Annotated in this window: 20 protein-coding genes; 4 read left to right on the top strand and 16 right to left on the bottom strand. The window is 63.9% G+C overall.

Annotated features, from left to right (window positions below):
• Positions 1 to 13: 13 nt before the first annotated feature.
• The 3 genes from ACSSV8_RS03945 to ACSSV8_RS03955 all read right to left on the bottom strand — a co-directional run bounded on the left by ACSSV8_RS03945 (position 14) and on the right by ACSSV8_RS03955 (position 2412).
• Positions 14 to 1000, bottom strand: a complete 987-nt coding sequence (locus tag ACSSV8_RS03945; protein WP_354540286.1) for a glycosyltransferase family 2 protein — start codon at positions 998 to 1000, stop codon at positions 14 to 16.
• Between the two features lie 153 nt (positions 1001 to 1153).
• A complete protein-coding gene (locus tag ACSSV8_RS03950) occupies positions 1154 to 1705 on the bottom strand; it encodes an ActR/PrrA/RegA family redox response regulator transcription factor (RefSeq protein WP_454281580.1) in 552 nt (183 codons plus the stop codon).
• Between the two features lie 74 nt (positions 1706 to 1779).
• Positions 1780 to 2412 carry an SCO family protein gene (locus ACSSV8_RS03955; RefSeq protein WP_454281581.1) on the bottom strand — a complete coding sequence of 211 codons (633 nt, stop codon included), beginning with the start codon at positions 2410 to 2412 and terminating at the stop codon, positions 1780 to 1782.
• Between the two features lie 84 nt (positions 2413 to 2496).
• Between ACSSV8_RS03955 and regB the strand changes: the two genes are divergently transcribed.
• Positions 2497 to 3849, top strand: a complete 1353-nt coding sequence (regB, locus tag ACSSV8_RS03960) for a sensor histidine kinase RegB (RefSeq protein WP_354540283.1) — start codon at positions 2497 to 2499, stop codon at positions 3847 to 3849.
• A 36-nt stretch (positions 3850 to 3885) separates the two neighbouring features.
• Here regB and ACSSV8_RS03965 read toward each other — a convergent pair whose 3' ends face one another.
• The 4 genes from ACSSV8_RS03965 to dctP are packed head-to-tail and all read right to left on the bottom strand — an operon-like array spanning position 3886 to position 7505.
• Positions 3886 to 4671, bottom strand: a complete 786-nt coding sequence (locus ACSSV8_RS03965) for an alpha/beta fold hydrolase (RefSeq protein ID WP_354540282.1) — start codon at positions 4669 to 4671, stop codon at positions 3886 to 3888.
• Positions 4647 to 5948 carry a TRAP transporter large permease gene (locus ACSSV8_RS03970; protein WP_354540281.1) on the bottom strand — a complete coding sequence of 434 codons (1302 nt, stop codon included), beginning with the start codon at positions 5946 to 5948 and terminating at the stop codon, positions 4647 to 4649. The genes ACSSV8_RS03965 and ACSSV8_RS03970 overlap by 25 nt, the downstream gene beginning before the upstream one ends.
• Before the next feature lie 3 nt (positions 5949 to 5951).
• On the bottom strand, positions 5952 to 6455 hold the full coding sequence (locus ACSSV8_RS03975; protein ID WP_354540280.1) for a TRAP transporter small permease: 504 nt from the start codon (positions 6453 to 6455) through the stop codon (positions 5952 to 5954).
• A 60-nt stretch (positions 6456 to 6515) separates the two neighbouring features.
• Positions 6516 to 7505 carry a TRAP transporter substrate-binding protein DctP gene (gene dctP, locus ACSSV8_RS03980; RefSeq protein ID WP_354540279.1) on the bottom strand — a complete coding sequence of 330 codons (990 nt, stop codon included), beginning with the start codon at positions 7503 to 7505 and terminating at the stop codon, positions 6516 to 6518.
• Positions 7506 to 7684: 179 nt separating this feature from the next.
• Here dctP and ACSSV8_RS03985 point away from each other — a divergent pair, with 179 nt between their 5' ends.
• Positions 7685 to 8569, top strand: coding sequence for a LysR family transcriptional regulator (locus tag ACSSV8_RS03985; protein WP_454281582.1), 885 nt, complete (start codon positions 7685 to 7687; stop codon positions 8567 to 8569).
• A gap of 13 nt (positions 8570 to 8582) precedes the next feature.
• Here ACSSV8_RS03985 and mbfA read toward each other — a convergent pair whose 3' ends face one another.
• Positions 8583 to 9560, bottom strand: coding sequence for an iron exporter MbfA (gene mbfA, locus ACSSV8_RS03990; protein ID WP_454281583.1), 978 nt, complete (start codon positions 9558 to 9560; stop codon positions 8583 to 8585).
• A 166-nt stretch (positions 9561 to 9726) separates the two neighbouring features.
• On the opposite strand from mbfA, the gene ACSSV8_RS03995 reads away from it, so the two are divergent.
• Together ACSSV8_RS03995 and ACSSV8_RS04000 are read left to right on the top strand one after the other, a co-directional pair.
• Positions 9727 to 9885, top strand: coding sequence for a hypothetical protein (locus tag ACSSV8_RS03995; protein WP_354540276.1), 159 nt, complete (start codon positions 9727 to 9729; stop codon positions 9883 to 9885).
• 86 nt (positions 9886 to 9971) lie between these two features.
• On the top strand, positions 9972 to 10589 hold the full coding sequence (locus ACSSV8_RS04000) for a TetR/AcrR family transcriptional regulator (protein WP_454281584.1): 618 nt from the start codon (positions 9972 to 9974) through the stop codon (positions 10587 to 10589).
• Here ACSSV8_RS04000 and ACSSV8_RS04005 read toward each other — a convergent pair.
• From ACSSV8_RS04005 to ACSSV8_RS04040, 8 genes are all read right to left on the bottom strand, one after another.
• Entirely contained in the window at positions 10577 to 12196 is a 1620-nt protein-coding gene (locus ACSSV8_RS04005; RefSeq protein WP_454281585.1) for a GMC family oxidoreductase, read from the bottom strand. The genes ACSSV8_RS04000 and ACSSV8_RS04005 overlap by 13 nt on opposite strands.
• Positions 12197 to 12264: 68 nt before the next feature.
• On the bottom strand, positions 12265 to 13176 hold the full coding sequence (locus ACSSV8_RS04010; protein ID WP_354538979.1) for an ABC transporter permease: 912 nt from the start codon (positions 13174 to 13176) through the stop codon (positions 12265 to 12267).
• Between the two features lie 5 nt (positions 13177 to 13181).
• A complete protein-coding gene (locus ACSSV8_RS04015) occupies positions 13182 to 14453 on the bottom strand; it encodes an ABC transporter permease (protein ID WP_454281586.1) in 1272 nt (423 codons plus the stop codon).
• A 69-nt stretch (positions 14454 to 14522) separates the two neighbouring features.
• On the bottom strand, positions 14523 to 15596 hold the full coding sequence (locus ACSSV8_RS04020) for an ABC transporter substrate-binding protein (protein ID WP_454281587.1): 1074 nt from the start codon (positions 15594 to 15596) through the stop codon (positions 14523 to 14525).
• A gap of 89 nt (positions 15597 to 15685) precedes the next feature.
• Complete coding sequence (locus ACSSV8_RS04025; RefSeq protein WP_354538982.1) at positions 15686 to 16795, bottom strand: ABC transporter ATP-binding protein; 1110 nt, start codon at positions 16793 to 16795, stop codon at positions 15686 to 15688.
• Positions 16796 to 16977: 182 nt separating this feature from the next.
• Entirely contained in the window at positions 16978 to 18348 is a 1371-nt protein-coding gene (locus tag ACSSV8_RS04030) for an aminotransferase (protein WP_454281588.1), read from the bottom strand.
• A gap of 78 nt (positions 18349 to 18426) precedes the next feature.
• Positions 18427 to 19902, bottom strand: a complete 1476-nt coding sequence (locus ACSSV8_RS04035) for an NAD-dependent succinate-semialdehyde dehydrogenase (protein WP_454281589.1) — start codon at positions 19900 to 19902, stop codon at positions 18427 to 18429.
• Between the two features lie 108 nt (positions 19903 to 20010).
• Positions 20011 to 20484, bottom strand: coding sequence for an Lrp/AsnC family transcriptional regulator (locus tag ACSSV8_RS04040; protein WP_354538985.1), 474 nt, complete (start codon positions 20482 to 20484; stop codon positions 20011 to 20013).
• Positions 20485 to 20551 lie beyond the last annotated feature (67 nt).

Below are 20551 nucleotides of genomic sequence, written 5' to 3' on the forward strand. Positions count from 1 at the left end.
GCCGCTCCCTGCCTCATGCCCAGTTGCCCTTGGACATCAGCCCAAGGATCTCTAATTGCCGCCAGTTTATATATTTTTCCGACCATTTGCACCAAAGTTCGGGATTGTGGCGAACGTGCTCTGCATAGGCCTTGTACTCGACGCTGCCGGCGTAATGCTGACGGCGGCTCAGTTCCTCTTCCGCCTTGGCCGTGAACGTATCAAGAAACTTGGCATGAAGCAGGATACCGCTCGCCCGCTCGCCGCCCCATTCGTCATAGGTGAGGTTCAGGCCGCGCGGAAGCAGCATATGGGTCGAGCTGTCATAGGCATAGCGCCGGTCCCAGCGCACCAGCGGCGTCTTGTTGAGCGCGGGTGCCTTTTTCGGGTTATCGGCGAAAAATACCCGCGCGCGCGGCCCGCCCTGAATCCAGAGATTGCCGTAAAGCTTGTTCTTCTCGATCATGTAATTGCCGGGATCGAACCAGGCGGCAATCTCGATCGGGTCCTGCCCCGCGCGATAGGGCACCGCGTCGATGCGCCCCTTGGGATACATGTCGAGCAACATGGCGCCAAAGCTCTTGACGTGGCTGGTATCCAGCCAGTCGGTCAGCGCGCGGATGGGACGCGTATCGCTGAACGGGTAGATGAAAAATTCGTCAGGATCGACCACCAGCGTCCAGTGGCCATGGCCATAGCGCCCTTGCAACCAGTTGAGCCAGTCGATCCCGAAGCGCGCGCGCTTGTAACTCGCCTTCGTGGTCCAGAGCGAGACATCCGGCTGCCGCGCAAGATAGTCGGTGCCGCCATCGCTGCTGTCATTATCCACGATCAGGAAATGCCCGATGCCAAGGTCACGGTAATACTGAAGAAAATAGGGCAGGCGCACATATTCGTCCCGCAGCGTCGAAAACAGCAGCACGTCACCGGGATTGATATGGCCCGTGCGATCGGCCACCGGACGCAACGAGAAATGCTTGCGAAAGGCGCGGACCTTGGCCCGTTTGCGCCGAAGCCGCATCCGGTATGATTGCCAAATTCCCACCCTGCTCCGCCTCCGCGCAGTTTTCTGCGCAAAACACTATTCGAGACAGGTTAATACAACCCTTAGCCCGAACAAACCATTAAGATTCATGGAACTGTTGCCTTATACGCAACAATCAAACTGGCGTGCTTACTTCGGCGAGCGTTTCGCAAGGATCCGCTGCAAGGTTCGCCGGTGCATGTTGAGCCGCCGCGCCGTCTCGGACACATTGCGGTCGCACAGCTCATAGACCCGCTGGATATGCTCCCAGCGCACCCGATCCGCGCTCATCGGGTTCTCGGGCGGCGGCGGCAGATCGGATCCGTTGGACAAGAGCGCATTGGTGATATCGGTCGCATCAGCGGGCTTCGACAGATAATCCGTCGCCCCGATCTTGACCGCCGCCACCGCCGTGGCAATCGCGCCATACCCGGTCAGCACCACGATGCGGGCATCGGGCCGCCTGTCGCGGATCACCTCCACCACATCCAGCCCGTTTCCATCCTCGAGCCGCAGATCGCAGACCGCATAGGCAGGCGGGCGCGCCGTGGCAATCGCGCGCCCCGCAGCGACCGAACCCGCCGTCTCGACCTCGAAACCGCGCTTTTCCATCGCCTTGGCCAGCCGTTTCAGAAAGGCCTCATCGTCATCGACCAGCAAAAGCGACTTGTCCTCGCCGATATCGAGCGTTTCCTCGGTCATCGCGGGCCTCCCCCATGCGCCTGTTCGTGCAAACGGTTCTAGCCCGCCCGGTTTCCCGCGTCAAAACAATCGCGTCACTTCGCCGCGTCGATAAAGCACTGCACCCGCTCCGCCACCTCTTCGGGCGTTGCATCACGGCGGAAGAACTCGACGAAACCGTGCTCCGGCAGGGTGAGATAGCTCATGGTCGAATGATCCACGAGATAAAACTCTTCCTCGCCTTCCTTGGGGGGATGCGCCTGAAAATAGGTGCGATAGGCGCGGCTTGCGGCGCGCACCTGCTCTTCGCTGCCTGTCAGACCAAGCAGCCGGGGATGCAGGTAATCGGTCCACTCCGCCAGAACCTCGGGTGTATCGCGCGCGGGGTCGATCGAGATGAACACGGGCTTCACGATTTGCCCCGTCTCTTCAAGCAGATCGACAGCCTCGGCATTGCGCGCGGAATCGAGCGGGCACACGTCGGGGCAGAAGGTGTAGCCGAAGTAGATCAACGCGGGCTGGTCGATCACCTGCGCGTCGGTCACCGTCTCTCCGGTCTCGCTCACAAGCTCGAACGGCCCGCCGATCTGCGCCACGCCGCCCGCCACGTTCGAGGCGCGGCATTGCGCGAACCGGTCCTCGGGCGCGCTGCCCATGGTCATCAGCCAAGTCGCGCCGAGGGCGGCAACGACGATCACGGCTGCGGCGATTGCGATCATCCGGGTCATCGGAACGGCTTGCCTCCTTGCATCCTGAGTGCAAGCTAGATGTAACACCTCCTGCCCCAGACACAACGGGACCTTCGCGCGCAGATGACCGATATCTCTCCCGATCCGCTCTCACCCCGCCCCGCCAGCCCGCTCATCCGGCTGCGCACGCTCATCCTCTTGCGCTGGTGGGCCATTGTCGGGCAGGCCAGCGCCCTGATCGTCGCCGACCGGGTCTATCACCTCGATCTGGAGCTTGGCCTGTGTTTTCTGGTGATCGGCGTGTCCGTGGTCTCGAACCTCGTGGCCGGTTTCGTTTTTTCCGAAACCAAACGGTTGTCGGAGGATGACACCCTTCTGGTCGTGCTTTTCGACATGCTGCAACTGGCGCTTCTGCTTTATCTCACCGGCGGGATGAACAATCCGTTTTCCATCCTCATTGTCGGGCCCGTCACCGTCTCGGCCTCGGCGCTCTCGGGGCGGGCGACGCTGTTTCTGGGTGTCACGGCCATCATCATCGTGACGCTTCTGATGCAATTCTACCTGCCGCTGCGCACGGAAGAGGGCGTTGTGCTCATGGTGCCCGACGTGTTCCGCTTCGGCAACTGGGTCGCCATCGTCATCGCGGTGGTGTTTCTCGGGGTCTATTCCCGCCGGATCGTACAGGAGATGCGCGCCATGTCCGACGCGCTTCAGGCCACGCAAATGGCGCTCGCGCGCGAGCAGAAGCTGACCGATCTGGGCGGCGTGGTGGCAGCGGCGGCGCACGAGCTTGGCACGCCTCTGGCCACGATCAAGCTCACCAGCGCGGAGTTGGCCGAGGAACTGGAGGACCGCCCCGACTTGCGCGAGGATGCGCTGCTCATTCGCGCGCAGGCGGATCGCTGCCGCGATATCCTTCGTTCCATGGGCCGCGCCGGCAAGGACGATCTGCATCTGCGCCGCGCGCCGCTCACCGCGCTGGTGGAAGAGGCCGCAGAGCCGCATGTCGGGCGCGGCAAGGACATCCGCTTCGATCATGGCGGCCCGGCCGATCCGATGACGCAGCCCACCGTCCTGCGCCGTCCCGAGATCATCCACGGGTTGCGCAACCTTGTGCAGAATGCCGTCGATTTCGCCCGCGAGACCGTCGCCATAGAGACCCGCTGGACCGAGGACCGCATCACCCTTCGGATCATGGATGACGGGCGCGGCTTTCCCCCCGACATGATCGGGCGCATCGGCGAGCCCTTCATCAGGCGCCGCGCCACCGCGCCCGATCCGCGACGGCCCGGCTACGAGGGGATGGGGCTGGGCCTCTTCATCGCCAAGACGCTGCTGGAACGCTCGGGGGCTGACCTCACCTTTGCCAACGGCACCAGCGCCGTCGGGGCACTGGTCGAGGTCAGTTGGCCGCGCGCGGTGCTGGAGGTGTCCATCCCCCCCGGCTTGGGTGAAAATCGCCCGATTGCAGACTAAGGGGCCAGACATGCGCTGAGCGCATCTGCCGTCCCGTCACGCTGCCACGAAATCCTCGATCAGCGCGTGAAACAGGGCGGGCTTCTCCAGATGCGCGGCATGGGCCGTGCGCGGCATCACGGCGAGGCAGGCATCGGGCAGCCCCTGCCAGAGCGCCTCGACCTGCGGCCAGCGATAGGAGCGGTCGCCATCCCCCCAGAGCACAAGCGTCGGCATTGTCAGACGGGCAAGCGCACCGCGCCCATCCCAATGGCCCATGGCGTCAAGCCCGGCAAGGGCGGCGCCCTCGCTCGCCTGCGCGCCGAGTTCGGCGACGATCTCGAAGCCCCGCGCCGCAACACCATTTCGGAACCATGTCGCGCCGATGCGGCGGATGGTCTGCGCCACGCCATCGCACCGGACCCGCTCGCGCGAGGTTTCCAGCGGCTCGAACCTGTCGGGCATCAGGCCAAGCGGTCCGGTGCCGTAAAGGATCAGCCGCGCAATGCGGTCAGGATGGGTGGCGGCCAGTTCCTGCACGATCATGCCCCCCATGGAGTGCCCCAGGAGGGTGATGCGACCAACGCCCAACTCATCGAGAAGGCCCACCACCGCCGCCGCGAACTGCGCGATGCGGTCGGCAGGCGGCAGCGAAGCGGAGCCGGCAAAGCCCGGCAGATCCGGCGCGATCACGTCGAACCGGTCGGCAAAACGGTCGATTTCCGCCTGCCACTGCGCCGCGCCACCTAAGTAACCATGCACCAACACCAGCGGCGCGCCCCGCCCCTTGCGCCGGTAATGCAGGCCCGCGCGCGAGATCAGCGCATCTGTTCGGGCAGCCACAGCGCCGTCTCCGGGAAGAGGATGAGAATGACGATCAGAAGGACAAGCGCGCCGATGAAGGGCAGGCAGCCCATGATCACGTCGCCGATGCTGACCTGACCGCGCCCGATGCCTTGGATGACATAGAGATTGAGCCCCACAGGCGGTGTCAGCACCGCGATTTCCATGGTGATCGTGTAGACCACGCCGAACCAGATGAGATCGAACCCGGCGGCGGCCATCAGCGGAAAGATCGTCGGCAGCGTGATGAAGGTCATCGACACCGGCTCGAGGAACATCCCCAACACGATGTAGAAGACAAGCACAATCATGAGCACCACATAGGGCGACAGATCGAAGCTGAGGAACAACTCGGTGAACTGCTGCGGCACGCGGTAATAGGTCAGCACGAAGCCGAAAAGCACCCCCGCCGAGAGAAGCAGACCGAGATAGCCCATGGTGCGCATGGTGGCAAAGAGCGAGTCCTTGAACCCCTGCCATGTCAGGCCGCCCACGCCAAAGGCGAGGATCACGGTCAGAAGCGCCGCCACGGCGGCGGCCTCTGTGGGCGTGGCGATGCCCGCGTAGATGGCGACGGTAATGACCAGACCAATCAGGCCAATGGGCGCAATGGTGGCGGCGATCTGGATGATCCCCATTTTCACCGCCGACTCGCGGTCGGGAATGTCCTCGGGTTTCAGGATGCCCCAGACCAGCACCACGATGGCGAAGGAGGTGACGAGGATGAGGCCGGGAATGACGCCCGCGATGAAGAGATCACCAATGCTCTGATCGGTGACGATGCCGTAGAACAAGAGGATCAGCGAGGGCGGCAAGAGCACGCTCAATGTGCCCCCTGCGGCCAGCACGCCCGACGACAGCCGCTTGCCATAGCCCAGCCGCAGCATCTCGGGCAGGGCCACGCCGCCGATGGTGAGCGCCCCCACCATGGACGAGCCACAGACCGCGCCGAACCCCGCGCAGGCCCCGATGGAGCCGTAAGCCGCAGAGCCGCGCACGCGCACGCCCTGATGCAGGAACTGGTAGAGATTGGGGCCGATATTGGATTTGCCGATCAACTCGCCCAAGAACACGAAAAGCGGCACGGCGAGCAGGATATAGTCGATCCACACGCCCCAGAGCTTCAATTCCGCCGAGACGATGGAGGTGTCAAAGGTCTGGATCTGCCACAGAAACGGCAAGGATGCGGCGGCCAGCGCAAAGGGGATCGGCAACCCGATGGCGATGAGGAACATCAAGAGGCCGAGAAGGCCGAGGCCCACTTCATACCATTCCATCGCTCAGACCTCCCGTGCCGGGGTGCGGATAAGCTTGATCAGCCGCAACGTTGCGTAAAGAGAGAAGAGCAGCAGCGCGAGCGCGCCTGGTGCCCAGAACGCATAGCGCGGCCAGAGCAGGATTTCCGACGAGGCACCCGAGTTGAATGAGCGGATCGTCGCGCTTACGGCGGCGAGCGAAAAGAAGAGGCCCACCCCCAGCATCACGCAGAGATTGACCACCGCCGCCACCTTGCGCCCCATCGGCGGCAACGTGTCGGTCAGCATGGTGACCTTGGGATAGGCATCCTCGCGCATCGCATAGGCCAGGCCCGCAAAGGCCACCGGAAAGAGCAAGAGCGCCGTCGCCTCTGTCACCATGCGGTCGGGTGCGTTGAGCGCGTAGCGGGTAAAAACGCCGTAGGTGATCCACACCATCTGCACGAGCACCACCACGGCCCCTGCCGCCGCGAGCCACACGACGGCGCGTTCCACATGGCCGATCAAACGGTCAAGACCGGGTTGCATGGCACATCTCCCTTTGTCGGAAACGGGGTGCCACCGTCCGGGACGGTGGCACCTGTCAGATCAGGGCGCGTGCTGCGCGAAAAGGGCACGGACCTTGCCCGCCAGCTCGGGGCCGCAAGCCTCGTTCACGGTCTCGTCCCACTTGCCCTGCACGCTGGCAATCAGTTCCATGCGCTTGTCCTTCGGGATCGAAACGGCGGCCCCGCCGCCCTTCATCACCGCGTTGCCGACGCGCTGATCGACCCAATCCTCATAAAGCGGCTTGAGCCATTCCTCTGTCTCGCGGGCGGCTTCCATCACGGCGGCCTGCTCATCGGCGGTCATGCTGTCGAATTTCGACTTGTTCATCATGTATTGGATGTTGCCGTAAAAGAGGTTGGCATTGACCATGTAGGGCATCACGTCCCACAGCTTCCAGCTGGAATAGGTGGCCACACCCATGTTGATGCCGTCGACCACGCCGCGCTCGGCGGATTGGAACACCTCCTTCGGGGCAACAAAGACCGGCGCGCCGCCCCATGTCTCGATCATCAGGCTCACGAGCGGGCCGATGGAGCGGACCTGCTTGCCCTGAAGATCGCCCAGATCGGCAATCCCGCCCTTGAACCACCATTCCTGATCGTAGGAATAATTCGAGTTGAACACCGGCACGAGGTTGATCGCAGCGGCCTCGTCGCGGACCAGATCGGCATAGGCGGCGTCAAGTTCGATCTGGTTTTCCAGATCAATCGCCGCCGGATAGAGTGAGGTCACCCGGTAGCAGGGCAGACGCTGATCGGCGGGCATCCAGCTCATGTCAGAGACACCGCCCTGCACCGCGTCCACGCCCTCGGACCAGCCGTGCAACGTGGCGGAGGGGAAGATCTGCACCTCGACGCTGCCACCGGTCTTTTCCTCGACCAGCTTGGCGAAATGCACGAAACCGTCATAGCGGATATCGGATTCGTTGACATAGGTGGACAGGCGGATGGTGGTTTCGGCGATGGCGGGCAGGGCCACGGTCATCCCGAGCGCGGTGGTGGCAATCAGTGTCTTGAGCGAAGTTTGCATCTCTCTCTCCTTGTTGGGGGATGTGCGGGGCCGTTCGTGCGGTCCTCGTCCTTTGGTATTTACCTAGCGTAAAGGCTAGGACAGAGCCGCGCGAGTCGGCCAATTCAAACATGTCATCAAACTATTCCGATCTTGCATGATGCGGTGGGCTGGCGCAGGCTGAGTGCGAGGGGGTGGATATGGACATCAACTGGCTGCGCGATTTCGTGTGTCTGGGGCGCACGCTCAACTTCACCCGCGCGGCGGAAGAGCGCAACATCACCCAATCGGCCTTCAGCCGTCGCATTCGCTCGCTGGAGAACTGGATCGGCGTGCCGCTCATCGACCGGGCGCGCTATCCGGTGGAATTGTCCGAGGCAGGGCGGCAGTTCCTGCCGGTGGCGCAACAGACGGTGGCGGACCTCACCGACACGCGGCAGGCGATCCGCGAGCGCGCGCGCGGCAACGCAAGCTTTCAGCGCTTTGCCGCGCTCCACGCGATCTCGGTAAATTTCCTGCAACCGCGCATGGCGGAACTGGAGCGGCAGTATCCCGACCTGCGCACACGCGTCATATCCGACAGCCTGACCGCCTGTTGCCAATTGCTGAGCGAGGGGGGGTGCGAATTCCTGCTCTATTACCGGCATCAGGATGTGGCCCCGATCCTTGATGAAACCCGGTTTCAGCGCAAGGACATCTGCGAGGAACGCCTGATCCCGGTGGCACAGCACGCGGCCGCGGCGCGGCATGGCTGGGCGCTGCCCGCGCGGGCGGGGCGAGAGGTGCCCTATCTCGGCTACGATCCCAACACGTTTCTGGGCACGGTCGTCGATCAGACCATCGGCAACCGCCGCCCCGCGCTCGACCTGCGCTACATGGATGCGCTGGCCGAGGCGCTCAAACGGCGCGCTCTGGCCGGGGCAGGGATGGCCTGGCTGCCGGAATTCTCGATCCGCGACGAACTGGCCGATGGCACGCTTGTGCAGATGGGCGGGCGCGACTGGACGGCGACGATGACGATCTCGCTCTTCTGCTCGCCCGAACGGCTGGATGACCTGGGACGCCTGATCTGGGCCGAGTTCTGAGCCGCCGCTGCGCCTACCCGCTGCCGATCAGCACCCCGGCCGCGAACACCAGCGCGCCACCCAGAACCACCTGAAAGGTCGCACGAAAGAACGGCGTATCCATGAACCGGTTCTGAATCCAGACGATGGCCCACAGCTCTATGAAAACGACGATGAACGCGATGGTCGTCGCGGTCCAGAAATCGGGGATCAGATAGGGCAGAGCATGACCCAAACCGCCCACCGTGGTCATGATGCCCGAGGCAAATCCGCGCTTGACCGGGCTGCCTCGCCCCGACAACTCACCATCGTCGCTCGCCGCCTCGGTGAACCCCATCGAGATGCCCGCGCCCACACTTGCTGCAAGCCCGACAAGGAACGTGGTCCAGGTGTCCTGCGTGGCGAAGGCTGTGGCAAAGATCGGGGCCAGAGTCGAGACAGAGCCGTCCATCAACCCCGCAAGGCCGGGCTGCACCCAGGTCAGGACAAACTGGCGGTGAGATTTTCGCTCTTCCGTTTCAAGCGCATCCTCGCTCAGATGCGCCTCTTTCAACTCACCCGCGCGCGCCTGATGGCCGGCTTCGGCCGCGGCCAGATCGCCCAGCAATTTGCGCGTTGCCGCGTCGGTGCTGACCTTCGCGGCCTTGAGGTAAAATGTCTCTGCATCGCGCTCCATGCCCTCGGCCTCGGCGCGTATGCGGTCGATCCCGAGATTTTCCACCAACCACACAGGCCGCCGCGCATAGAACCCGGCCACATGCTCGCGCCGGATCAGCGGGATCACCTCGCCGAAGCGGGCGCGGTGCAACTCGATCAACCGTTGGCGATGGCCGTCCTCTTCCTTGGCCATACCATCGAAAATCGCGGCCGTGTCGGGATAGTCGGCGCGCAGCATCTCGGCATAGGAGCGGTAGATGCGCGCGTCATCCTCCTCGGACGAGATCGCAAGTGCCAGGATTTCCTGCTCGCTCAGGTCGCTGAACCGTCGTCGTGACGAGATACCGGGGATCATGGGGCGCCCTCTCTGGAATCATTCTAAATCAGTCTATCGCGCGGCCATCACGATGGCAAAGCCAACCTTTGACTCAAAGTGAACTGAATTGTTCAGAATCGGCTTGACGCGAGACGGACCAGCCCCGATATAACGTAAACCGAACGGTTCACTTATGGAGATGACCATGAAACAGACCCTCACCGCCCTTGTCCTCTCGGTCGCGCTGGCCGCCACCCCCGCGCTGGCGTTCAGTATCGACGCAAGCACCATCACCCCGACCATCAGCTTCCCGGACCCGGCCCCACAGCCGGTCACGCAAGGCACCGCCAACCCCTTGAAGTAGCGGGCGCGCGACCGTCTGGCGCTCACGCGCAGGCTTGCACCCCTCCCCCCGGGCCGACTACACTGACCGCTCAGGGGGAGTGGTGCATGACGGCGCAGGCCGCAGAAATCAAAAAGGGGCGCAAGTTCGACCAGGTGCTCGACGGGGCGCGGCGCGTATTCATGCGCGACGGGTTCGAGGGCGCGAGCGTGGACGAGATCGCGCGAGAGGCGCAGGTATCCAAGGCGACGCTCTACAGCTATTTCCCCGACAAGCGGCTGCTGTTTTCCGAAGTGGCGCGGCTGGAATGCAACCGGCAGGCCGATGAAGCGCTCGACGCCTTCGACCTGACCCAGCCGGTCGAGACGCTCTTGCGCGAAGTTGCGAACCGTATCCTGCGGTTTTACCTGTCTGATTTCGGCCGGCAGGTCTTTCGCATCTGCATCGCGGAATCGCATCGCTTTCCCGAGTTGGGGCGGCGCTTCTACGCGTCAGGGCCGGCGCTTGCGCGGGACCGGCTTACCTATCTCCTGACGGCCTATGTCGAGCGCGGCGCGCTGCGGATCGACGATATGGACCTAGCCGCCGATCAGTTCATCGAACTCTGCAAGGGCGATCTTTTCGTGCGCGCCCTCTGCGGCCTGTGCCCCGATCCCGACGAGGCCGCGATCGCCCGTGTCACCCATGGCGCCGCCGATATGTTCCTGGCACGTTACCGCGCCTGACCATCCGGACCGCGCCCGGTCATTGCGCCCGCGATCTTTTCGGCAATCATGATCGTGGGCGCATTGGTATTGCCGCCGACAAGGCGCGGCATGATCGAGGCATCGACCACGCGCAGGCCCTCCACCCCATGCACACGGCCCTGCATGTCCACCACCGCCATCTCGCTGCGGCCCATGGCGCAGGTGCCGACCGGGTGATAGATCGTGTCCGCACGCGCCCGGATATCGCGTTCGAGCGCGCCATCGCTCCAGTCGTGATCATGCAGCCGCGCCTTGCGCCACGGGGCCAGCGGCGGAGCGCGCAGGATCGCATCCATCGCGCGCGCCCCCCGCATCATCAGCCTGAGGTCGCGCGGATCGTTCAAGAAACCGGGATCAATCAGCGGCGCATCGCCCGCCCGCGCCGACACAAGCCCCACGCGCCCGCGGCTGTGGGGCCGCAACACGCAGACATGACAGGAATAGCCGGGTCGGAAATGCAGCGTGCGCATGTGGTTCTCGACAATGCCGATGACGAAATGCAGTTGCAGATCCGGCCGCGCGAGACCGGGTTCCGAACGCAGGAAGGCCCCCGCCTCGGCATAGGGGGTGGCAAAAGGGCCGGTGCCGGTGCGCCGCCATTTCAGCGCGTCCCTTGTGATCTGCCACAGCCCCTTCGGCCCGAGGCTGACCACATCGTCGCGGCGCGATGTCTCGGCGAGGATATAGTCGAGATGATCCTGAAGGTTCGCCCCCACGCCGGGCAGGTCGCGCAGAACCGCGATGCCATGCGCCTTGAGCTCCTCCGCCGGGCCGATGCCCGACAGCATGAGCAACTGCGGCGAGCCGAAGGCCCCCGCCGAAAGGATCACCTCGCGTCGCGCGCGCATCTCATGCAGCCGCCCCAGCCTGCGATAGCGCAGCCCCACCGCACGCCCCTCCTCGATCAGCAGCCGCTCGGCCTGCGCGCGGGTGATCACCGTCAGGTTCGGGCGCGCCATCGCCGGAAAGAGATAGGCCGCCGCCGCCGAACAGCGCTCACCCTTCTGTGCACCGTCTGAAAACTGCGTGACCTGATAGAACCCCGCCCCCTCCTGCCGCGCACCGTTGAAATCGGGATTGCGCGGGACTTGCAGATGCGCGCAGGCCTCCACGAAGGCCGCAGAGATCGCGCGCGGCGCGCTCTGATCGCAGACCTTGAGCGGGCCGTTCTGCGCGTGCAGATCGTCGCCAAAGCGCGCATTGCCCTCGGCGCGGCGGAACCATGGCAGCACGCTCTGCCAGTCCCAGCCGTCGCAGCCCAGATCGGCCCATTCGTCGTAATCACTCGGGTGGCCGCGCACATAGAGCATGGCGTTGATCGCGCTCGATCCGCCAAGCGCGCGGCCGCGCGGCTGATAGCCGCGCCGACCGCCAAGGCCGGGTTGGGGCACGGTGTGAAACGCCCAGTTGTTGATCCGGGGCCGCCCCGAGACCATCGCCGCAACCAGCCCCGGCGCACGAATGAAGATGTCGCGCCCGCCGCCCCCCGCCTCGATCAGACAGACGCTGACGCCCGGATCCTCGCTCAGCCGCGCGGCCATCACGCAACCTGCCGACCCTGCCCCGACAATGATGTAATCGAACATGCCCGGCCCTTCCCGCTCTTGCGCCAGTCTAGGGCGCGGCAGAGCGACCGGCCAAGCGCGACCTCACGTCAGGTCGGGCTCATCCCCCGCAGCCGCTCGGAGCGGCGGCGCAAGAGTTCGACCGTGGTCAGCAGCGCGATGGAAATGATCACCAGAAGCGTCGCCACGGCAAGGATCGACGGGCTGATCTGTTCGCGGATACCGTTCCACATCTGGCGCGGGATGGTCTGTTGCTCATGGCTGCCGATGAAGAGCACGACCACCACCTCGTCGAATGAGGTGACAAAGGCGAAGAGCGCGCCTGACACCACCCCCGGCGTGATCAGCGGCAATTGCACCTTGAAGAAGGTGCGCACCGGCCCTGCCCCGAGATTGGCGGAGGCCCGCAAGAGCGAGCGGTCAAAGCCTGCAAGCGTCGCCGTCACCGTGATGATCACGAAGGGAATACCAAGCGTCGCATGGGCCAGAACAACGCCCAGATAACTGTTGGCCAGACCCGTCGCCGAATAGAAGAAGAACAGTCCCGTCGCCGTGATGATGATCGGCACGATCATCGGCGAGATCAGGATCGCCATGATCGCCTTTTGATAGGGCATCTCGGGCCGCGACAGGCCAAGCGCCGCCAACGTGCCAAGCGAGGTGGCCAGGATCGTCGAGAAAAACCCGATGATGACCGAATTCTTGGCCGCCTTGACCCAGGCCGCGTTCTGCCAGACGTCCGACCACCAACTATTGTCGCGGGCCGCCCCAGGCTCCAGCATCCCGAAAGTCAAAAGGTTCTCATACCAGCGCGTCGAATAGCCCTCGGAATCGAAGGTCAGCATTTTCTGGGTAAAGGTGAAATACGGCTCGGCGTTGAAGCTGAGCGGAATGATCACGAGGATCGGCGCGATCAGGAAAAAGAAGATCAGCCCGCAGAGCACCAGATAGACGTAATGCCAGAGCCGTTCGAGCGGGGATGCGTAGATCGGAAGCGCCATCGGTCCTATCCCAGTTTCATGTTGTCGATACCGACGATACGGTCATACACCCAATAGAGCACCAGCACCGCCGCCAGCAGCATCGCCGCCAGCGCCGCCGCCAGCGACCAGTTGAGCGAACTCAGCATGTGAAAGGCGATCTGGTTGGAAATCAGTGTGCCGGTGGCCCCGCCCACCAGCGCGGGCGTGATGTAATATCCGACCGCGAGGATAAAGACGAGGATCGCCCCCGCACCGATCCCCGGCACGGTCTGCGGAACATAGATGCGGCGGAAGGTGGTCCAGCTTGTGGCCCCCAGACTGCGCGCGGCGCGGGCATAGCTCGGCGGGATGGTCTTCATCACCGAATAGAGCGGCAGGATCATGAATGGCAGCAGGATATGCGTCATGGCGATGATCGTGCCGGTCTGGTTATACATCATCGCAAGCCGGTTATCATCGCCCAGTATCCCAAGCCCCACCAGCGTGTTGTTGATGACCCCCTGCCCCTGCAACAGGACCATCCAGCTTGTCGTGCGCACCAGCAACGAGGTCCAGAACGGCAGCAGCACGAGTATGAGCAGCAGGCTCGCCTTGCGCATCGGCAACACCGCAAGCAGATGCGCCACCGGAAACCCGAGGATGAGGCACAGCCCGGTGATCACGATCGACAGCACGAACGTGCGGGTGAAGAGCGTCACATAGATGCGGTTTTGCTCATCGGCGCGGGCAAACTCGCCCTCCGGCGTGATCTTGCGATCCACCGCCGCCTGATAGAAATTCAGCGTGACGGGCCTCGCCGCGGAACGCATCGCCGCCCAGAGATCGCGCCGCTCCCACCCATTGTCCACGTCAAGCACCGACTCGCGGAAGGGTGGCTCAAGCCCGTCAACGCGCCGCGCCGTCGAAGTGAAAAGCGAGCGCGTGCCCGGCACCTCGTAATTGATCCGGGTGCCGACGGCACCCTGCGTGCGCGCCTCCTTTGCGGCACGCAGGTCGGTCACGAGCGCCTCGAAGGCCGACTCGTCCGGCTCTGCATCCGGATTTTCCGAAAACCATTGGGTGAGCGCGGGCATGTTGGCGCTGAACGTGTCGTTCAGCACCGACCGCGACAGCATCTGCCCGATGGGAATGATGAAGGTCAGCAACACGAAGGCCAGGAGGGGCAGCACCAGAAGAAAGGCCCGGATACGCGCACGCCGCTCTGCCTGCGCAAGCGCCTGCTTGAGCGGCCGGCCATCCGGTGTCCGCAAGGCGCCTGCGATCTCGGTTTGCATATCGGCGGCGGTGTCGGCCATGTCGGTGCGGTCCTTCGTGTCGAATGTCGCCGGGGCGCGGGCACGGCCCCGCCCCGGCGCGTGTCACGGTTACTGAAGCAGCCAGGCGTTGAAACGCTCGGTCAACTCAACCTTGCGGTCGGCCCAGAACTCGAAGTCATTGGCCAGCGCGGTCTTGAGGTTCTCGGGCGCGGTCGGCATATGCGGGCCCATCTCGGTCTTGCCATCGTTGAACATGCCGACGAAGGGCGCCGAGGATTTGCGCGCCGGACCGTAGCTGATCCAGGCTGCCTGATCCGCCAGACGTTGCGTGTCGGTGGCAAAGCTGATGAACTTCAGCGCCTCTTCCTTGTTGGGCGCGCCCTTGGGGATCACGAAGAGGTCGAAATCAAGGATCTGACCGTCCCAGATGATGCCGAACGGCTGATTCTCGGTCACCTGCGCGTTGAAGATCCGTCCGTTATAGGCGGTGGTCATCACCACTTCGCCATCGGCCAGAAGCTGCGGCGGCTGCGCGCCCGCTTCCCACCAGACGATGTCGGACTTGATCGTGTCGAGCTTGGCAAAGGCGCGGTCAACGCCCGCGTCGGTCCCGAGCATGTCATAGACCTGATCGGCGGAAACGCCATCGGCAATGAGCGCCATTTCCAGAAGGGCGGTGGGATCCTTGCGCGCGCCGCGCTTGCCGGGGAACGTCGCGGTGTCGAAGAAATCGGCGAGGGTGGTGGGCGTGCCGCTCACGTTGTTGGTGTTGTAGGCCACAACGGTCGACCACACGATCGACGGAACGGCGCAATCCGAGACCATCCCGGCGGGAAGGAAATCCTCGGTCGCGGGCGTGCCGTCGGGCGCGGCCGGCAGGGCCGAATGGTCGATCACCTCCAGCAGGCCCTCGTCACAGAGGCGCACGGCATCGGCCAGTTCGATATCGGCCACGTCCACGGTGATGTTGCCTGCCTCGACCTGCGCCTTGATCGGCGTTGCCGGGTTGTCGGCATCGACCGAATTGACCTTGATGCCGGTCTCGGCGGTAAAGGGCTTGTGATAGGCTTCCACCTGGCTTTTGGTATAGGCCCCGCCCCAGGACATGACCGTGACTTCCTGCGCCGAGGCGGCGAAGGCCATCCCGGTCAGGGCGGTGGTAAGGATAAGTGTCTTTTTCATGGTTACTCCCTGAGTTTATCAGGCACGGGTCGCCTTTTGCGCCCCGGCCGTGTTTGCCCCGCCCACAGTCCGCGCACGGGGTATCTGGTCTAGCGCGCCGGCAGATCGAGCGCGCGGCAATCCTCCGGCAACCAGCCGATCTCGATCTCCTCGCCCGGTTGCAGGCGGCGTTGATCGGGGGCATTGCGGGTCTTGATGATGAAATCGTCGCGCCCCGCCACCTTGAGCCGGGTGCGAAAGATATCGCCCATGTAGATGAATTCGAGCACCTCGGCCTTGAGCGTATGCACGCCCGCCTTGAGCCGCTCGCGGTTGAACTCCACCCGCTCGGGGCGGATGGAAATCAGCGTGCGGTCGCCCGGCCGCTCGACATTGACGGGTTTGGCGTCGATCAGATCCCCATTGTCAAGCTCGACCAGCGCCACACCGCCCTTGATCTCCTTGACGGTGCCCTCAAGCGTGTTGTTCTCGCCGATGAACTGCGCGACGAAACTGTTCTGCGGACTCTCGTAAAGCTCGTCGGGCGGCGCGATCTGCTGGATCTTGCCATCGTTGAAAACGGCAACCCGGTCCGACATGGTCAGCGCCTCGGTCTGGTCATGGGTCACGTAGACCGTCGTGATCCCGAGGTTATGCGCGAGGTGCGTGATCTCGAACTGCATCTTTTCGCGCAACTGCTTGTCGAGCGCGCCAAGCGGCTCGTCCATCAGCACCAATTCCGGCTCGAACACCAGCGCGCGCGCGAGCGCCACGCGCTGCTGCTGCCCGCCCGATAGCTGCGCCGGACGCCGGTTGCCAAAGGCCCCCATTTCCACCATGTCGAGCGCGCGCCGGATCTTGCCCTCGCGCTCGGACTTGCCCATGCCGCGCACCTCGAGCGGAAAGCTCAGGTTCTCGGCAATCGTCATGTGCGGAAACAGCGCGTAGTTCTGGAACACCATCCCGATCCCGCGCTTGTGTGGCGGGATGTGGTTGATGGGCCGCCCGTCCAGACGGATATCGCCATGGGTCGCGGTCTCGAAGCCGGCCAGCATCATCAGGCAGGTGGTCTTGCCCGATCCCGACGGCCCGAGCATGGTCAGAAACTCGCCCTTGGGGATGCTGAGGTTGAGATCCTTCACGACAAGCGTTTCGCCGTCGTAGCTTTTTTGCACGCGTTCGAATTCAACGAACGCATCCCTTGCGGATGTTGAGGCCACCGGCCACTCCCTGTTTTATTCGCGCGTGGTTTGCCCACGTTCACATCAAAGTAAATCGTCATTAGCATGGTCGCGCAAGCAGGATTTGCCGCTTTCAGGCCGAGCGACGCATGACAATCGAAGAATCGGTCACAAATCCGGCATCTGCGCAAGAACGTCCCACGCCATGCAAGGGCCGAGCGCTATCGCAGCACTTTCTCGACCGCGCGCACCGTTTTGGTCACCACCTCATCGGCCTCCTCGCGCGTGAGGCAAAACGGTGGCGCGAACCCGAGGATGTCGCCCTGTGGCATGGCCCGCCCGATGACGTGACTCTCGGCAAGGGCTGCCGCGATCTGCGGCCCGACCTTGTCGGCGGCGTCAAAGAAGGTGCGGCTGTCACGGTCCTTGACGAATTCCACCGCGCAGAGCATCCCCTCGCCACGCACCTCGCCCACGTTCGGGTGATGCCCGAGCGCCTCGGCCATCGTGCGGTTGAGATAGCCGCCCACCTCGCGGTTGTTGGCGATGAGGTTCAGATCATCGAGCAGCTTGAGGTTGGCCACCCCCGCCGCCGCCCCGATGGGATGCGCCGAATAGGTCCAGCCGTGGCCGATGGGGCCGTTCTCGTCCGTGCCCTGCTCCAGCACGGCCCACATCCTGTCGCTGACGATGGAACCCGAGAGCGGCGCATAGGCCGAGGTCAGCCCCTTGGCGATGGTGATGAGGTCGGGCTTGAGGCCGTAATGATCCGACCCGAACATCGTCCCCAAGCGACCAAAGCCGGTCACCACCTCATCCGCGACAAGCAGGATGTCGTGCTTCTCCAGCACCTCCTGAATGGCGGCCCAATAGCCTGCGGGCGGCGGCACGATGCCCCCCGTTCCCAACACCGGCTCGCCGATGAAGGCGGCGATGGTGTCGGCCCCTTCCCGCTCGATCAACGCCTCAAGCTCTGCCGCGCAATGGGCCACGAACTGCGCCTCGGACTGCTCGAGGATGTCGCGGCGATAGTAATAGGGGGCCGTCGTGTGGATCACCTGCGCAAGCGGCAGATCGAATTTCTGGTGAAAGAGGTGCAGGCCAGTCAGCGAGCCGGTCATCAGCCCCGAGCCGTGATAGCCGCGCCAGCGCGAGATGATCTTCTTCTTCTCGGGGCGGCCGAGGATGTTGTTGTAATACCAGATCAGCTTGATGTTGGTCTCGTTCGCGTCCGAGCCCGACAGACCGAAATACACCTTCGACATATGCGCGGGCGCGCGGTCCATGATCATCTTCGCCAAAGTGATCGACGCCTCGGTGCCGTGGCCCACATAGGAATGATAATAGGCCAGCTCGCGCGCCTGCGCGGCAATCGCCTCGGCAATCTCTTGCCGCCCGTAGCCCACGTTGACACAGTAAAGTCCGGCAAAGGCATCAAGCAGCCGGTTGCCGTCACGGTCCTCGATATGACAGCCGCTTGCGGTGCGGATCACGCGGTTTGGGGCCTCGCCGCGCGCGAATTGCGCCAGATGCGTCGAGGGGTGGAAGAAGTTTTCGCGATCCCATTGATCGAGTTGGTCATTCCGCAGCATCGTTGTTCCTTTCGTTTATGGTCGGCACCGGAATTTTCAAAAAATTCCGGGCCGAAATCTTTTCAAGATTTCGTCTGCTCACGCCCAATCGCGGCAGACATACTTGATCTCCATGAATTCCTCCATGCCGCGCCGTGCCCCTTCGCGGCCCAGCCCCGATTGCTTGACCCCGCCAAAGGGAATGGGCGCGCCGGTGACCTTGGTGCGGTTGACCGCGACCATGCCGAATTGCAGCGCCCGCGTCATCCGGTAGATGCGGCGCGGATCATGGCTGTGCAGATATGCGATGAGGCCATACTCGGACGCATTGGCACGGCGCACCACCTCTTCTTCGGTGTCAAAGGGCGTGATGGCGGCCACCGGGCCGAAGGTCTCGTCACACATGATCGCCGCCTCGTCGGGCACATCGATGAGCACGGTGGGCTGATAGAAGAGCGGGCCGAGATCGTCGCGCTGCCCGCCACAGGCCAGTTTCGCGCCGTGTTCGAGCGCATCGGCTACATGCTCCTCCTGCTTGCGCACCGCCGCCTCGTTCATCAGCGGGCCGATATCGGGGTCGTCCATACCGCGCCCGAGGGTGAGCTTTTGCGTCGCTTCGGTGAACCGGCGGCAGAACTCCTCATAAATCGCGCGCTCCACGTAGATGCGGTTGGCACCCAGACAATCCTGCCCGGATGTGGCGAATTTCGCCTTGATCGTCTCCTCGACCGCCGTCTCCAGATCGGCGTTCCTGAACACGATCACCGGCGCGTGGCCGCCCAGTTCCATCACCAGTTTCTTCACGGTGCCCGCGCATTGGCGATAGAGCAACTGCCCGATATTGGTCGAGCCAGTGAAGCTCAGCGCGCGCACGCGGGTGTCTTGGGTCCACGGCTCCACCACCGTTGCGGCGCGGCCCGTCACCACGTTGAACACGCCCGCCGGGATGCCCGCGCGCTCCGCGAGTTCCGCGAGCGCCAGCGCCGAATAGGGCGTCTCTCCGCTCGGGTGCGCCACCACCGTGCAGCCCGCCGCCATCGCCGCCGCCGCCTTGCGCGTCAGCATCGCGGCGGGGAAATTCCACGGGGTGATGAGGGCAGCCACGCCCACCGGCTCCAGCCACAGCTCGACCTCGGCATCGGGCAGGTGGCTGGTCACGCCCTCGATATTGGGGCGCTTTGACTCTTCGGCGTAATATTCCACGAAACTCGCCGCATAGTCGATCTCGCCGCGCGCTTCCGAGAGGGGTTTGCCCTGCTCCAGCACCGTGATGCGCGCGAGGTCTTCCTTGTGCGCGATCATCAGATCGAACCAGCGGCGCAGCACGGCCGACCGGTCCTGCGGCAGGGTCATCGCCCAATCGTCGAACGCGTCCTGCGCGGCATCGACCGCCAGCCGCGCCTGATCGGCGCTGAGCGCGGCCACATCGCCAAGCACCGCGCCATCGGCGGGATTGCGCACGGCGAAGGTCTCTCCGCCGTCGCCGGCCACCCATTTTCCGCCCAGATAGGCGAAGTTGCGCACAAGGCGCGTGTCGGTGATCCCGTTACGGGTCCAGATCGCTGAGTGAGACATGAGGCCCTCCTTTATCGCAGAAGGATAGGCTGCGCGCGCAAAGGATGGGGCTGACTTTGTGCTCGAATGAAGATTTTTCTTCGGAAAAACCTGCTTCCAGCAGACGATTCAACCGAAAAACATCTCAAGCGGCGGCAGACGCGGGGATTTGACCGGCTTGGTCACGATATAGGTAAAATAGCGCGCCAGCCCGATGCGTGCCTCCAGCATCTCGTCGATCAGCCGCTGATAGGCGTCGATGTCGCGGGTGACGATCTGCATGAGATAATCGAACCCGCCACCCAGCGCCCAACAGGCCGTCACCTCGCCATATTGCTGCACGCTGTCCTCGAAGGCGCGAAAGCTTGCCGGGGTGTGATCGGCCAGTTCCACCGCGACGAACACCGTCACATGCGGCCCCAGCTTCTTGAGACTGATACGCGCGTGATAACCCTCGATAAGCCCTGCCTCCTCCAACCTTCGCAGCCGCTCCCAGCACGGGCTCGCCGAGAGGCCGACGCGGGCCGCCAGATCGGCCTTGGTGATGCGCCCCTCATCGGCCAGCACCCGCAAGATATCGAGATCGCGCGCGTCGAGCTTCATGGATGGATCACCGCAGCCCGCGCGCAACCGACAGGCCGGAGCCGCGCCGCGCCGGACGCCAAGGCAT

Source organism: Roseovarius sp. MBR-79 (assembly GCF_053628555.1).

Coding starts and splice junctions, on each gene's coding strand:
- ACSSV8_RS03945 (WP_354540286.1), bottom strand. CDS start 1,000: ATGCGGCTTCGGCGCAAACGGGCCAAGGTCCGCGCCTTTCGCAAGCAT.
- ACSSV8_RS03950 (WP_454281580.1), bottom strand. CDS start 1,705: ATGACCGAGGAAACGCTCGATATCGGCGAGGACAAGTCGCTTTTGCTG.
- ACSSV8_RS03955 (WP_454281581.1), bottom strand. CDS start 2,412: ATGACCCGGATGATCGCAATCGCCGCAGCCGTGATCGTCGTTGCCGCC.
- regB (WP_354540283.1), top strand. CDS start 2,497: ATGACCGATATCTCTCCCGATCCGCTCTCACCCCGCCCCGCCAGCCCG.
- ACSSV8_RS03970 (WP_354540281.1), bottom strand. CDS start 5,948: ATGGAATGGTATGAAGTGGGCCTCGGCCTTCTCGGCCTCTTGATGTTC.
- ACSSV8_RS03975 (WP_354540280.1), bottom strand. CDS start 6,455: ATGCAACCCGGTCTTGACCGTTTGATCGGCCATGTGGAACGCGCCGTC.
- dctP (WP_354540279.1), bottom strand. CDS start 7,505: ATGCAAACTTCGCTCAAGACACTGATTGCCACCACCGCGCTCGGGATG.
- ACSSV8_RS03985 (WP_454281582.1), top strand. CDS start 7,685: ATGGACATCAACTGGCTGCGCGATTTCGTGTGTCTGGGGCGCACGCTC.
- mbfA (WP_454281583.1), bottom strand. CDS start 9,560: ATGATCCCCGGTATCTCGTCACGACGACGGTTCAGCGACCTGAGCGAG.
- ACSSV8_RS03995 (WP_354540276.1), top strand. CDS start 9,727: ATGAAACAGACCCTCACCGCCCTTGTCCTCTCGGTCGCGCTGGCCGCC.
- ACSSV8_RS04000 (WP_454281584.1), top strand. CDS start 9,972: ATGACGGCGCAGGCCGCAGAAATCAAAAAGGGGCGCAAGTTCGACCAG.
- ACSSV8_RS04005 (WP_454281585.1), bottom strand. CDS start 12,196: ATGTTCGATTACATCATTGTCGGGGCAGGGTCGGCAGGTTGCGTGATG.
- ACSSV8_RS04010 (WP_354538979.1), bottom strand. CDS start 13,176: ATGGCGCTTCCGATCTACGCATCCCCGCTCGAACGGCTCTGGCATTAC.
- ACSSV8_RS04015 (WP_454281586.1), bottom strand. CDS start 14,453: ATGGCCGACACCGCCGCCGATATGCAAACCGAGATCGCAGGCGCCTTG.
- ACSSV8_RS04020 (WP_454281587.1), bottom strand. CDS start 15,596: ATGAAAAAGACACTTATCCTTACCACCGCCCTGACCGGGATGGCCTTC.
- ACSSV8_RS04030 (WP_454281588.1), bottom strand. CDS start 18,348: ATGCTGCGGAATGACCAACTCGATCAATGGGATCGCGAAAACTTCTTC.
- ACSSV8_RS04035 (WP_454281589.1), bottom strand. CDS start 19,902: ATGTCTCACTCAGCGATCTGGACCCGTAACGGGATCACCGACACGCGC.
- ACSSV8_RS04040 (WP_354538985.1), bottom strand. CDS start 20,484: ATGAAGCTCGACGCGCGCGATCTCGATATCTTGCGGGTGCTGGCCGAT.